At 56.7% G+C, this 12,812-nt stretch carries 14 protein-coding genes; 3 read left to right on the top strand and 11 right to left on the bottom strand.

Annotation, left to right across the window (positions count from 1 at the left end; translation table 11 throughout):
* Nucleotides 1–104 precede the first annotated feature (104 nt).
* Nucleotides 105–1,655 (top strand): membrane-bound lytic murein transglycosylase MltF, encoded by a 1,551-nt coding sequence (gene mltF, locus ADJ24_RS19645; protein WP_023308839.1) that lies wholly within the window; start codon nucleotides 105–107, stop codon nucleotides 1,653–1,655.
* On the opposite strand, the gene tadA is transcribed toward mltF, so the two are convergent.
* From tadA to murQ, 4 genes are read right to left on the bottom strand one after another with little or no spacing between them, the layout of a single operon-like run.
* On the bottom strand, nucleotides 1,543–2,082 hold the full coding sequence (tadA, locus tag ADJ24_RS19640) for a tRNA adenosine(34) deaminase TadA (RefSeq protein ID WP_023308840.1): 540 nt from the start codon (nucleotides 2,080–2,082) through the stop codon (nucleotides 1,543–1,545). The two genes, mltF and tadA, sit on opposite strands and share 113 nt — an antisense overlap.
* A gap of 24 nt (nucleotides 2,083–2,106) precedes the next feature.
* Nucleotides 2,107–2,742, bottom strand: coding sequence for a phosphatidylglycerophosphatase C (gene yfhb, locus ADJ24_RS19635; RefSeq protein ID WP_023308841.1), 636 nt, complete (start codon nucleotides 2,740–2,742; stop codon nucleotides 2,107–2,109).
* A 3-nt stretch (nucleotides 2,743–2,745) separates the two neighbouring features.
* Nucleotides 2,746–4,107: a PTS transporter subunit EIIC gene (locus ADJ24_RS19630; protein WP_048703445.1), complete on the bottom strand. Its 1,362-nt coding sequence runs from the start codon at nucleotides 4,105–4,107 to the stop codon at nucleotides 2,746–2,748.
* A gap of 11 nt (nucleotides 4,108–4,118) precedes the next feature.
* Nucleotides 4,119–5,012: an N-acetylmuramic acid 6-phosphate etherase gene (murQ, locus tag ADJ24_RS19625; protein WP_023308843.1), complete on the bottom strand. Its 894-nt coding sequence runs from the start codon at nucleotides 5,010–5,012 to the stop codon at nucleotides 4,119–4,121.
* A gap of 117 nt (nucleotides 5,013–5,129) precedes the next feature.
* On the opposite strand from murQ, the gene ADJ24_RS19620 reads away from it, so the two are divergent.
* Together ADJ24_RS19620 and ADJ24_RS19615 are read left to right on the top strand one after the other, a co-directional pair.
* On the top strand, nucleotides 5,130–5,978 hold the full coding sequence (locus ADJ24_RS19620; RefSeq protein ID WP_023308844.1) for a MurR/RpiR family transcriptional regulator: 849 nt from the start codon (nucleotides 5,130–5,132) through the stop codon (nucleotides 5,976–5,978).
* Between the two features lie 46 nt (nucleotides 5,979–6,024).
* Complete coding sequence (locus tag ADJ24_RS19615; protein WP_008502177.1) at nucleotides 6,025–6,285, top strand: YfhL family 4Fe-4S dicluster ferredoxin; 261 nt, start codon at nucleotides 6,025–6,027, stop codon at nucleotides 6,283–6,285.
* On the opposite strand, the gene acpS is transcribed toward ADJ24_RS19615, so the two are convergent.
* The 7 genes from acpS to lepA all read right to left on the bottom strand — a co-directional run bounded on the left by acpS (nucleotide 6,282) and on the right by lepA (nucleotide 12,788).
* Nucleotides 6,282–6,662: a holo-ACP synthase gene (gene acpS, locus ADJ24_RS19610; RefSeq protein WP_023294331.1), complete on the bottom strand. Its 381-nt coding sequence runs from the start codon at nucleotides 6,660–6,662 to the stop codon at nucleotides 6,282–6,284. The genes ADJ24_RS19615 and acpS overlap by 4 nt on opposite strands.
* Entirely contained in the window at nucleotides 6,662–7,393 is a 732-nt protein-coding gene (gene pdxJ / locus ADJ24_RS19605) for a pyridoxine 5'-phosphate synthase (protein WP_032659491.1), read from the bottom strand. Before pdxJ ends, acpS begins: the two co-directional genes overlap by 1 nt.
* Before the next feature lie 75 nt (nucleotides 7,394–7,468).
* Nucleotides 7,469–8,176 carry a DNA repair protein RecO gene (gene recO / locus ADJ24_RS19600; RefSeq protein ID WP_023308846.1) on the bottom strand — a complete coding sequence of 236 codons (708 nt, stop codon included), beginning with the start codon at nucleotides 8,174–8,176 and terminating at the stop codon, nucleotides 7,469–7,471.
* A gap of 17 nt (nucleotides 8,177–8,193) precedes the next feature.
* A complete protein-coding gene (gene era, locus ADJ24_RS19595; protein ID WP_023308847.1) occupies nucleotides 8,194–9,099 on the bottom strand; it encodes a GTPase Era in 906 nt (301 codons plus the stop codon).
* Nucleotides 9,096–9,776, bottom strand: a complete 681-nt coding sequence (rnc, locus tag ADJ24_RS19590) for a ribonuclease III (RefSeq protein WP_003860711.1) — start codon at nucleotides 9,774–9,776, stop codon at nucleotides 9,096–9,098. Before rnc ends, era begins: the two co-directional genes overlap by 4 nt.
* 222 nt (nucleotides 9,777–9,998) lie before the next feature.
* Complete coding sequence (gene lepB, locus ADJ24_RS19585) at nucleotides 9,999–10,973, bottom strand: signal peptidase I (RefSeq protein ID WP_023308848.1); 975 nt, start codon at nucleotides 10,971–10,973, stop codon at nucleotides 9,999–10,001.
* A 15-nt stretch (nucleotides 10,974–10,988) separates the two neighbouring features.
* Entirely contained in the window at nucleotides 10,989–12,788 is a 1,800-nt protein-coding gene (gene lepA, locus ADJ24_RS19580; protein WP_023308849.1) for a translation elongation factor 4, read from the bottom strand.
* Between the last annotated feature and the right edge of the window lie 24 nt (nucleotides 12,789–12,812).

The raw sequence follows: 12,812 nt of genomic DNA, 5'->3' as shown, positions 1-12,812 counted from the left end.
AAGTGGCGCAAGTTTACGCAAAATGCCGCTCATTCAATGGCAAACCTTATGATTAACATGGCTACAGCAAACTGAGGCAACCGGCGTCGCAGAGAATTAACTAATTGAAAAAATTAAAGATTAATTATCTGCTCATCGGCATTGTAACGTTGCTGCTGGCAGTGGCCCTCTGGCCTTCCATCCCCTGGTTCGGCAAAGCCGAAAACCGTATCGCCGCCATTCAGGAGCGGGGGGAATTGCGCGTCAGTACCCTCAACTCCCCGCTGATTTACAGCGACGTCAACGGCAAAATCATTGGTCTGGATTATGAACTTGCACAACAGTTCGCCGACTATCTTGGCGTGAAGCTTAAAATCACCGTCCGCCAGAATATCAACGAGCTGTTTGACGACCTCGATAACGACGATGCCGATATGCTCGCCGCCGGGCTGGTGTATAACAGCGAGCGCAGCAAGAACTACCAGCCAGGCCCGACCTACTACTCCGTTTCTCAGCAGCTGGTTTACCGCGTCGGGAGCCTGCGCCCGCGCTCGCTGGCTTCAATTAACGATCGGCAGCTGACGATTGCGCCCGGCCACGTGGTGATTGACGATCTGCGGGAGCTCAAGGAGAAGAAATATCCCGACCTGAGCTGGACGGTGGATCCGAAACTCGGCACGACGGAGCTGCTGGAGCAGGTAAAAGATCAGAAGGTACCCTACACCATCGCCGATTCGGTCGCGATCAGCCTGTTCCAGCGGGTGCATCCAGAAATCGCCGTGGCGCTCGACGTCACCGACGAGCAGCCCGTGACCTGGTTTAGCCAGCTTGATGACGATCAGACCTTCTCTGCCGCGATGCTTGATTTCTTCAACACCATCAATGAAGACGGTACCCTGGCGCGTCTCGAGGAGAAGTACCTCGGGCACGGCGATGACTTTGACTACGTTGATACCCGCAGCTTCCTGCGAGCAGTAGACAGCGTCCTGCCGGACCTGCAGCCGCTGTTCGAAAAATACGCCCAGGAGATTGACTGGAAGCTGCTGGCGGCTATTTCGTATCAGGAATCCCACTGGGACACCCAGGCCACGTCGCCCACGGGCGTACGCGGTTTGATGATGTTAACCAAAAATACCGCGCTGAGCCTTGGCGTCAATGACCGTACCGATGCCGAACAGAGCATCAGCGGCGGCGCGCGCTACCTGCAGGATATGATGGCCAAAGTACCGGAAACGGTGCCGGAAGAAGAGCGGATCTGGTTTGCGCTGGCAGCCTACAATATGGGCTACGCGCATATGCTTGATGCGCGAGCGTTGACGGCCAAAACGAAAGGTAACCCGGACAGCTGGTCAGACGTCAAGCAGCGCCTGCCGCTGCTGAGCCAGAAGCCATGGTATAACAAGCTGACATACGGCTACGCGCGCGGACATGAAGCCTACACCTACGTGGAAAATATCCGTAAATATCAGATTAGCCTGGTCGGGTATCTGCTGGAGAAAGAGAAAGAGGCGACGGAGGCCAAACAGCTGGCTCAAAGCTACCCGGTCGTGGCGCCGGACGAGCTTAATCGTCCGACAGCTTCAATTCTGCCTTTTGCTGCTTTTTCTGCTGACGGCGCATTCGAAAGAAATCGCTTAATAGCCCCGAACACTCTGGTGCAAGCACCCCACCGATAGTCTTCACCTGGTGGTTCATACCCGGGTGACCCAGCACGTCCATCAGCGAACCGGCCGCACCGGTTTTTTCATCCCGCGCGCCGAAGACCAACGTCCCGATCCGGCTGTGCACCATCGCGCCGGAGCACATCACGCACGGCTCCAGCGTCACATACAGCGTGGTATCAAGCAGGCGATAGTTTTGCAGCACCAGACCGCCCTGGCGAAGCGCCATGATTTCGGCATGCGCAGTAGGATCGTGGCGACCAATAGGCCGGTTCCACCCTTCGCCAATCACCTGATTGTTATGAACCAGCACCGCGCCCACGGGCACTTCGCCCTCGTCCCAGGCGCGTTGAGCCAGCGTCAGCGCGTGGCGCATCCAGTATTCATGATTGCGTACAGGGTTGGACAAAGGCTGATACTCCAGTCGAAAAGCGGGCGGCATTATACACGCCAGTTATAGAGAAGACTATTCGAGTTGCTGAAGTTCGCCTGATGGCGTGACGCGCCAGCGGTGCTGGCAAAAATAGAGCAGCGGGTTGTCCTGCTTGCTGTCGCTGTAGCCGCTGTACAGGCGCAGCGGCGTACCGATGCGTTTTTCCAGCTGAACCACTTTTTCATGCCCCAGGCAGCGCAGGGTCAGCACCCAGCCGCCGTAGCCGCGGCTAATTTGCGTGGCGATAAGATTCACGCGCGGAAGCCAGGGGGTATCAAAATAGACCTGCTCCACCAGCGTCTGCGGGGAGCCCGTAATCAGCCAGATGTCGGCATCGTTAGCGTCGAGGTAGCTGGTCAGGCGCGCCTGCACCACCGGAAAGGCGGCGACGTGGCCGCGAAACCAGTGCGCAAAATCCTTTTCGAGCTGCTTGAGCCGCGCTTCGCTGTGCCCAAAGGTACATCCCCACAGCAGCAAACTCATCGGCCATCGCGCCGCACGGCCTTTCACCAGCAGTGCGATCCCGATAACCGGTAAGAGCGGCAGCACGAGCAGCGCATTCAAAGGCTGACGCCGCAGCAGGTAACGCATAAACGTACCAAACATATCCTGCTGATGCAGCGTTCCATCCAGGTCGAAAAAGACAACGCGACGCGCGTGATTTGCCAAACCTTACTCCTCTGGATCGTTGAAACCTAACAGCCAGGTAAACAGGAACCCGGCGATCACCGCTACTAAATAGCCTAACAGATAGAGCATCACTTTTCCGGTCACGATGGTTAATGCCAGCGGTAAACCGGAAAGCCCAAAGGTGATAACGGTAGCGACTTTCCAGTAGCTGATCAGCGCCCCGCCTACCGCGCCCCCCAGACAGGCGGCGAGGAACGGTTTACCCAGCGGCAGCGTAACGCCGAAAATCAGCGGCTCGCCGATGCCGAGCAGTCCGACCGGGAGCGCGCCTTTAATCATTTTTTTCAGACGCGCGTTGCGGGTTTTCATCAGTACGGCAATTGCCGCGCCGACCTGCCCCACCCCCGCCATCGACAGGATAGGCAGCAGCGCGTTATAGCCGTGCGCCTGTACAAGCTCGACGTGGATCGGCACCAGCCCCTGGTGCAGGCCGGTCAGCACCAGCGGCAGGAAGGTACCGGAAAGCACAGCGCCCACCAGCAGCCCGCCGCGGTCAATAGCGAGAGACGCACCGTGAGCGATGGCTTCAGAGATCCACCCGCCTAGCGGCTGGAGGGCCACAATCGCTACGCTACCGGTAATCAGCGTGGTCAACAGCGGGTTGAGAATCAGCTCGATCGAGCCTGGAAGAACCGCGCGCAGCCTTTTCTCGATCCAGCACATCAGGATGACCACCAGCAGCACGGCGATCACCCCGCCGCGGCCCGGCTGGAGCGCCTCGCCAAACAGCGTGATCTGCGCCAGCTGCGGGCTGGACAAGGTGCCCGCCATGACCCCGCCCATCGCCAGCGATCCACCAAACACCTTCGCGGTATTCACCCCGACCAGAATGTTCATGATGGCGAAAACAGCGCTGCCGAAGATCCCGAGAATCCCCAGCAGGTTCGGATACTGCGTGGCGAAATCCCCCACAATATCCGGTCGCTTGAGGATGTTGATGATCCCGGTGATCAGGCCGGAGGCAATAAACGCCGGGATCAGCGGAATAAAGACGTTTGCCAGCTGACGCAGCGCATCGCTCATGGGGGCTTTGTATTTGGCCTTTGCCTGCGCCCTGGTGCGCTCCGCATCGTCCATCGACGCGCTCGCGCTAACGCCCATCAGCGCGCGCATGGCATCAACAACCTGCGCCGCTTTCCCCGGCCCGACGATCAGCTGATGCTGCTGCCCTTGTTTCACGTAGCCGCTGACGCCGGACAGCTGCTTAAGGCGCGGCACGTCAAGCTGGTCGTCGTTATGTACCTCGACGCGCACGCGCGTCATGCAGTTTTCGAGACGCTGAATATTTTTTTCCCCACCGATCCCCTGCAGGATATCGCTGGCGAGCGCTGCTGTTTTGTCCATAGACGCCTCTGTTAGTTTTCTAATGCCGCCCGTAAGAAGCCGTTATGCGCAGCGAGTTTGGCCCTCGCGGCCGCCGCATCCAGCCCGCTCAGGATCATCAGAATGGCCGGTTTAACATCGTGAGCGGTCTGCCTGAGCACCGCTTCTGCCTCTTCACGGCCTGCGCCTGTCGCCTCCATCACCATGCGGCAGGCTCTGTCCACCAGCTTGATGTTGGTGGCCTGCATATCCACCATCAGGTTCTGATAAACCTTGCCGAACTTCACCATCGCGCCGGTGGAGATCATATTGAGCACCAGCTTTTGCGCGGTCCCGGATTTCAGACGCGTGGAGCCGGTGAGCGCTTCCGGCCCGACTACCGGAGAGATAGCGATAGCGGCCACCTGCGCAATCGGGGAACCCGGATTACAGGAGATGGCGACCGTCGTGCAGCCCGTCCGGTTGGCGTATTCCAGCCCGCCAATGACGTACGGGGTGCGCCCGGATGCCGCCAGCCCGACCACCAGATCATTCGCGGTCAGATTCAGATCTTTCAGGTCATCCTCGCCCAGCTGTTTATTGTCTTCCGCTCCCTCAACGGCTTTCAGCAGCGCGCCGGGTCCACCGGCAATCAGCCCAACGACCAGACCGTGCGGCACCCCAAAGGTGGGCGGACATTCTGACGCATCCAGAACCCCAAGACGCCCGCTGGTGCCCGCTCCCATGTAGATAATGCGACCGCCGGCCTTAAGGGCTTCCGCCGCCGCATCGACCGCTTTCGCCACCTCGGGTAAAGTCTCTTTCACTGCCTGCGCGACCAGCGTATCCTGTTGATTAAAGCGGTTAACCAGCTCCAGGGTGGAGAGCGCATCCAGATCCATGGTTTGTGGGTTACGCGTTTCAGAAACAAGTGAGCCAAGATTCATTTTTGTACCTCAAGAATTTTTAATTCATAATAATCACACTATAATGGAATATAAAATTCATTCAGGCGAGCAAAATTCGTATTTGCGCAGATAATCACATTTTCGCCAGGAGACCCTATGAACTGTTTAATTCGCATTCGCCAGCGTTATGCAGGCTTTGCCCAAAGCGACAAAAAGCTGGCGGATTTTCTGCTTTCTCAACCCGATCATGCACGCCACCTCAGCTCGCAGCAGCTGGCGAGTGAAGCCGGCGTGAGCCAGTCCAGCGTGGTGAAGTTTGCCCAGAAGATTGGCTTTAAGGGGTTCCCCGCCCTCAAGCTGGCGATCAGCGAAGCGCTGGTGAGCAACCCCAACCCGCAGTCAATGCCGGTGCATAATCAGATCCGCGGCGATGACCCGATGCGGCTGGTTGGCGAAAAGCTGATCAAAGAGAACGTGGCGGCTATGCACGCGACGCTCGACGTGAATACGGAAGAGAAGCTGCTGGAGAGCGTAGCGATGCTGCGCGGCGCGCGGCGCATCATCCTGACCGGTATCGGGGCGTCCGGACTTGTGGCGCGTAACTTTGGCTGGAAGCTGACGAAAATTGGGCTTAACGCCATCGTCGAGCAGGATATGCACGCCCTGCTGGCGACCGTACAGGCGATGGATCCTGACGATCTGCTGCTGGCTATCTCATACTCCGGCGAGCGCCGTGAAATCAATATGGCCACCGATGAGGCCCTGCGCGTCGGCGGTAAAATTCTGGCGATCACCGGTTTTACCCCGAATGCCCTGCAGCAGCGGGCAACGCGCTGTTTATATACCATTGCCGAAGAGCAGGCCACGCGCAGCGCGGCTATCTCGTCCACCAGCGCGCAAATGATGCTGACGGACCTGCTGTTTATGGCGCTGGTGCAGCAGGATCTGGAGCGCGCGCCCGAACGCATTCGTCACAGCGAAGAACTGGTAAAGAAACTGGTTTGACGCTTATAATGCCCGCCCGGTTTGTGTTGTTTCTGAGAATTTCCTGATGGCGCTGTTAATTACCAAAAAATGCATTAATTGCGATATGTGCGAGCCCGAATGCCCGAACCAGGCGATTTCGATGGGCGACAGCATTTATGAGATTAACAGCGACCGCTGCACGGAATGCATCGGCCACTATGAAACGCCGACCTGTCAGAAAGTGTGCCCGATCCCGAATACCATCCTGAAGGATCCGGCCCACGTTGAGAGCGAAGAGCAGCTATGGGATAAATTTGTCCTGATGCACCACGCGGACAAACTTTAACTTTCGATGATCACCGTCGCGCTGGCATAGTGGCGTTCATCCGCGATCGTCACGTGCATGTGATTCACCCCCAGCTTTTCCGCCAGCTTTTGCGCTTCTCCCCACAGACGCAGGCTCGGTTTGCCCAGCTCATCGTTAAACACTTCGAACTGATTAAACGCCAGGCCGTTACGAATGCCGGTCCCGAAGGCTTTGGCCGCCGCCTCTTTTACCGCAAAGCGCTTTGCCAGAAAACGCACCGGCTGCTGATGCGCTTCCCAGATGGCCCACTCGTTATCGCTCAGAACGCGTCTTGCGAGGCGATCGCCGCTACGGGCGATCACCGCTTCAATACGGGCTATTTCAACGATATCGGTGCCTAAGCCCAGAATGGCCATTACTGACGCGCTTCCTGCATCAGGCGTTTCATTTCTGAAACCGCCTCTTTCAGGCCGCTCATCACCGCGCGGCCAATGATGGCGTGGCCGATGTTCAGCTCGTGCATTTCCGGCAGCGCGGCAATGGCCTTCACGTTATGGTAGGTCAGGCCGTGACCGGCGTTAACCTTCAGTCCCAGGCTTGAAGCATACGTGGCCGCTTTGGCAATACGCTCCAGCTCTTTGGCCTGCTCGGCGTCGTTTTTGGCATCGGCATAGCAGCCGGTGTGGATTTCGATATACGGTGCGCCCACGTCGGCCGCCGCTTTAATCTGGGCGAAATCGGCGTCGATAAACAGAGAAACCAGGATACCGGCATCCGCCAGGCGCTTGCAGGCATCGCGCATTTTGTCGAGCTGACCGGCCACATCCAGACCGCCTTCGGTGGTTACTTCCTGGCGTTTTTCCGGCACCAGGCAGCAGAAATGCGGCTGGGTCTCGCAGGCAATCGCCAGCATCTCTTCGGTGACCGCCATCTCCAGATTCATACGGGTGTCCAGCGTCTGACGCAGAATGCGCACGTCGCGATCGGTGATATGGCGACGGTCTTCACGCAGGTGAACGGTAATGCCGTCAGCGCCAGCCTGTTCAGCGATAAACGCCGCCTGAACCGGATCGGGATACGCCGTGCCGCGCGCATTACGCAGCGTGGCGATGTGGTCGATGTTGACGCCTAACAGTAATTCAGCCATGACAATCCTCGGTATTTTGGTTCATTTCTCTTCCCCTCTTCCCTCCGGGAGAGGGCTGGGGTGAGGGGTAAAACATTAACGTTTCGGCACAAACTGCCTGAATAATTCGCGGCTCTTTAAGGGCTTGCCGCCAAGATACGGCTTGAGGGCAATCCTGGTAAAGCGTTTTGCTGCGCGCAGGGTGTCCAGATCGGGAAACTCGCGCTCATACAGCGCCCGGAGCTGGCGACCGGTAAAGGTGCTGTTGTCTATCACGATACTGGCAATGAAGCCTTTTTCTTCGCGGTAGCGGTAGGTCATGGTGTCTTCTATCTCGTCACCGCTGCCCGCGCAGTGCAGAAAATCTACGCCGTATCCGAGGTGGCCCAGCAGCGCCAGTTCAAAACGACGCAAGGCGGGTTCGGGCGTGCCGGTTCCGCCAGCCAGCGCCTGGATACAGTGCAGATAATCGAAGAAAAGTTCAGAGAAGCGGGTCTCATGTTCAAGAACGCGTGAGATGAGTTCGTTGACATACAGACCGCTGTAGAGCGTGATGCCGGAAAGAGGAAGCGCCAGGGAGACGGCTTCAGCGCTGCGCAGGGTTTTCACTTCCCCTCGCCCACCGAAGCGTACCAGCAGCGGCGTGAAAGGCTGTAGGGCACCTTTCAGGTTAGAACGTTTGGAACGTGCGCCTTTCGCAACAAGGCGCACGCGGCCCGACTCTTCCGTGAAGACGTCCAGCATAAGGCTGGTTTCGCTCCAGGGACGACTATGCAGGACAAAGGCGCGCTGCCATCCATCCATATGCTCGTCGTCTTAAGTTACTGGTCTTCGCCGTAACCGAGGCTGCGCAGAGCACGCTCATCATCGGCCCAGCCAGATTTCACTTTCACCCACAGTTCGAGGTGAACCGGCGCTTCGAACATCTCCATCATGTCCTTACGGGCTTCAATGCCGATGGTTTTGATCTTGGCCCCTTTGTTGCCGATCACCATTTTCTTCTGCCCTTCGCGCTCAACGAGGATCAGGCCGTTGATATCGTAGCCACCGCGCTCGTTGGTCTGGAAACGCTCGATCTCCACCGTTACGGAGTAAGGCAGTTCAGCACCCAGGAAACGCATCAGCTTTTCACGGATGATTTCAGACGCCATAAAGCGCTGAGAGCGATCGGTGATGTAGTCTTCCGGGAAGTGATGAATCGCTTCCGGCAGATGCTTACGCACGATGCCCGCGATGGTATCAACGTTCAGGCCGGTCTCAGCAGACAGCGGAACGATGTCGAGAAAGTTCATCTGGCTACCGAGCCACTGCAGATGCGGCAGCAGGTCGGCCTTTTCCTGCACGTTATCAACTTTGTTGACCGCGAGGATGACAGGCGTTTTGCCGTCACGCAGCTTGTTCAGCACCATCTCGTCGTCCGGCGTCCAGCGGGTGCCTTCCACAACGAAAATCACCAGCTCTACATCGCCGATCGAGCTGCTCGCCGCCTTGTTCATCAGGCGGTTGATGGCACGCTTCTCTTCCATGTGCAGGCCAGGGGTATCGACGTAGATCGCCTGATACGCGCCTTCAGTATGGATGCCGACGATGCGGTGACGCGTGGTCTGCGCCTTACGCGAAGTGATAGAAATCTTCTGCCCAAGCAGATTATTCAGCAGGGTGGATTTGCCAACGTTCGGACGTCCGACGATGGCAATAAATCCGCAATAGGTTTTATCTTCGCTCATTCCAGCTCCAGCATTTTTAACGCCTGTTCGGCGGCAGCCTGTTCAGCCTTACGACGGCTTGAACCTGTGCCCACCACCGGTTCACTCAGGCCACTGACCTGGCAATGGATGGTAAATTCCTGATCGTGCGCTTCGCCACGCACCTGTACCACCAGATAAGACGGCAGCGGCAGATGACGACCCTGCAAATATTCCTGCAGACGCGTTTTCGGATCTTTTTGTTTATCGCCCGGGCTGATTTCGTCCAGACGGGTCTGATACCAGTTCAGGATCAGCTTTTCTACGGTCTGGATATCGCTGTCCAGGAACACACCACCAATTAATGCTTCGACCGTATCGGCAAGAATAGATTCACGACGGAAGCCGCCGCTTTTCAGTTCACCCGGTCCAAGACGCAGACATTCGCCCAGTTCAAACTCGCGCGCGATTTCCGCAAGGGTATTACCCCGAACCAGCGTGGCACGCATGCGGCTCATATCACCCTCGTCCACACGCGGGAAACGATGATAAAGCGCATTCGCAATCACGAAACTTAAAATAGAGTCGCCTAAAAACTCGAGACGCTCATTATGTTTGCTGCTGGCACTGCGGTGGGTTAATGCCTGTTGCAACAACTCCTGATGATGAAAAGTGTAGCCCAGCTTCCGTTGAAGCCGATTAATTACGATGGGGTTCATGCGATACCAATAAATGAATGCGTCAAAAATGCAGCACACGAAACCGACCTGAGAAAACCAACGCGGTTTCGTGTGCCGTGGCACCCTTGCAGGGCCAACCTTAAACTTCGGGGGAATATTCTATACACAACGACAGGGGATGTCGTTAGTTCGAAGAGATTTATCGTGGAAATAATTCACGTAGCCGCTAATAAAAGCGGCTACGCGTTCATTTATTGAGAATTAATGGATTCCGCCGATACGATTCAGGCGTACACCGGTCGGCCATTCGCCTTCCTGCTTCTCAAAACTCATCCAGATGGCGGTGGCTTTGCCGACCAGATTCGCTTCCGGCACAAAGCCCCAGTAACGGCTGTCCGCAGAGTTATCGCGGTTGTCACCCATCATGAAGTAATGTCCTGGCGGTACAATCCAGCTCGCCAGCTGCTGGCCCGGCTGGCGATAGTACATACCCAGCTGATCCTGCGCGATTGGCACGGTGAGGATTCGGTGCGTCACATCGCCCAGCGTCTCTTTGCGCTCAACCAGACGGATGCCGTCCTCTTTGGTTTCACCTTTCGGTACCTGGAAGAATCCGCTGGTCGCTTCGCCGCCGTTACGACGGGCAAAGGTCTGCACAAAATCACTTGGCTCAACGTTTGAGTAGGTGATTGGCAGCGCGTTTTCACATGCGGTACCGGAGCTGCAGCCCGGCTGAACGGTGACTTCTTTCGCAACCGGATCGTAAGTCACTTTATCACCCGGCAGACCTACCGCGCGCTTGATGTAGTCCAGGCGCGGATCTTCCGGATATTTGAACACCACGATGTCGCCACGTTTCGGATGACCGGTTTCGATCAGAGTTTTCTGGTAGATAGGATCTTTAATGCCGTAGGCAAACTTCTCTACCAGAATAAAATCACCAATCAGCAGCGTTGGCATCATTGAACCTGATGGGATTTGGAACGGCTCATAAATAAACGAACGTACCACCAGAACAATTGCCAGCACCGGAAATACCGAGGCGCCCGTTTCCAGCCAGCCCGGTTTCGGGCCGACTTTCTTCAGGGTTTTCGCGTCAATCCCATCTCCAGTGGCTGCCTGTGCGGCAGCCTGACGTTCACGACGTTTTGGGGCGAAGATAAACTTATCCAGACACCACAGCAGACCTGTCACCAGGGTAGCAATGACCAGGATCAGGGCAAACATGTTCGCCATGCCAACTCCTTAGGGTTATTTGCCGTCTTTACCAACATGAAGGATGGCAAGGAATGCTTCCTGCGGCAGCTCGACGTTACCGACCTGCTTCATACGCTTCTTACCTTCTTTCTGCTTCTGCAGCAGCTTTTTCTTACGGCTGACGTCACCGCCATAGCACTTCGCCAGAACGTTTTTACGCAGCTGTTTCACGGTTGAACGCGCGATAATGTGGTTGCCAATTGCCGCCTGAATCGCGATATCGAACTGCTGACGCGGGATCAGATCTTTCATCTTCTCAACCAGCTCGCGGCCGCGGTACGGCGCATTGTCGTTGTGGGTGATCAGCGCCAGCGCATCCACACGCTCGCCGTTGATCAGCACGTCCACACGCACCATGTTGGAGGCCTGGAAGCGTTTGAAGTTGTAATCCAGTGACGCATAGCCACGGGAGGTCGACTTCAGACGGTCGAAGAAGTCGAGTACCACTTCCGCCATCGGGATTTCGTAGGTCAGCGCCACCTGGTTACCGTGGTAAACCATGTTGGTCTGCACGCCGCGCTTCTCAATACACAGCGTAATGACGTTGCCCAGGAACTCCTGCGGCAGCAGCATGTGACATTCGGCAATCGGCTCACGCAGCTCGTGAATATTGTTCAGCGGCGGCAGCTTGGACGGGCTATCGACGTAGATCACTTCTTTCGAGGTGGTTTCAACTTCATAGACTACGGTCGGCGCCGTGGTGATCAGATCCAGATCGTATTCACGCTCCAGACGCTCCTGAATGATCTCCATGTGCAGCAGACCAAGGAAGCCACAGCGGAAGCCGAAGCCCAGCGCCGTTGAGCTTTCTGGCTCGTAGAACAGTGAAGCATCGTTCAGGCTCAGTTTACCGAGCGCGTCACGGAAGTTTTCGTAGTCGTCAGAGCTGACCGGGAACAGACCCGCGTAAACCTGCGGTTTCACCTTTTTAAAGCCTGGCAGCGCTTTGTCCGCCGGGTTACGTGCGCCGGTCAGGGTATCGCCCACCGGCGCGCCGAGGATGTCTTTGATGGCGCAGACCAGCCAGCCTACCTCGCCGCATGTCAGCTCGGTGCGGTCAACCTGTTTTGGCGTGAAGATGCCCAGACGGTCGGCGTTGTAGACCTGTCCGGTACTCATTACCTTGATTTTGTCGCCTTTGCGCATGGTGCCGTTTTTAATACGCACCAGGGAGACAACGCCCAGATAGTTATCGAACCAGGAGTCGATAATCAGCGCCTGCAGCGGGGCATCCGGATCGCCTTCCGGGGCCGGAATATCACGCACCAGACGTTCCAGCACGTCGGTGACGCCGACACCGGTTTTCGCGGAGCAGCGCACGGCATCGGTCGCGTCAATGCCGACAATATCTTCAATCTCTTCCGCTACGCGCTCAGGATCGGCGGCTGGCAGGTCGATCTTGTTCAGAACCGGCACAACTTCGAGATCCATTTCCATCGCGGTGTAGCAGTTTGCCAGGGTCTGGGCTTCAACGCCCTGCCCGGCATCCACCACCAGCAGCGCGCCTTCACAGGCCGCGAGCGAGCGTGAAACTTCATAGGAGAAGTCAACGTGGCCTGGGGTATCGATAAAGTTCAGTTGATAGGTTTCACCATCAGCCGCTTTGTAATCAAGCGTAACGCTCTGCGCTTTAATGGTGATACCGCGTTCGCGTTCCAGGTCCATGGAGTCCAGAACCTGGGCTTCCATTTCACGATCAGACAGGCCACCGCAAATCTGGATAATACGGTCAGACAGCGTCGACTTACCGTGGTCAATGTGAGCAATGATCGAAAAGTTACGTATGTTCTTCATATAGTTAAATAATTATGCCTTACG

It is taken from the genome of Enterobacter sp. 940_PEND (assembly GCF_001059415.1).
Taxonomy (GTDB): domain Bacteria; phylum Pseudomonadota; class Gammaproteobacteria; order Enterobacterales; family Enterobacteriaceae; genus Enterobacter; species Enterobacter cloacae_M.
Note: the sequence above shows the minus strand (reverse complement) of the source record. Positions and strands in the feature narration are given on the sequence as shown.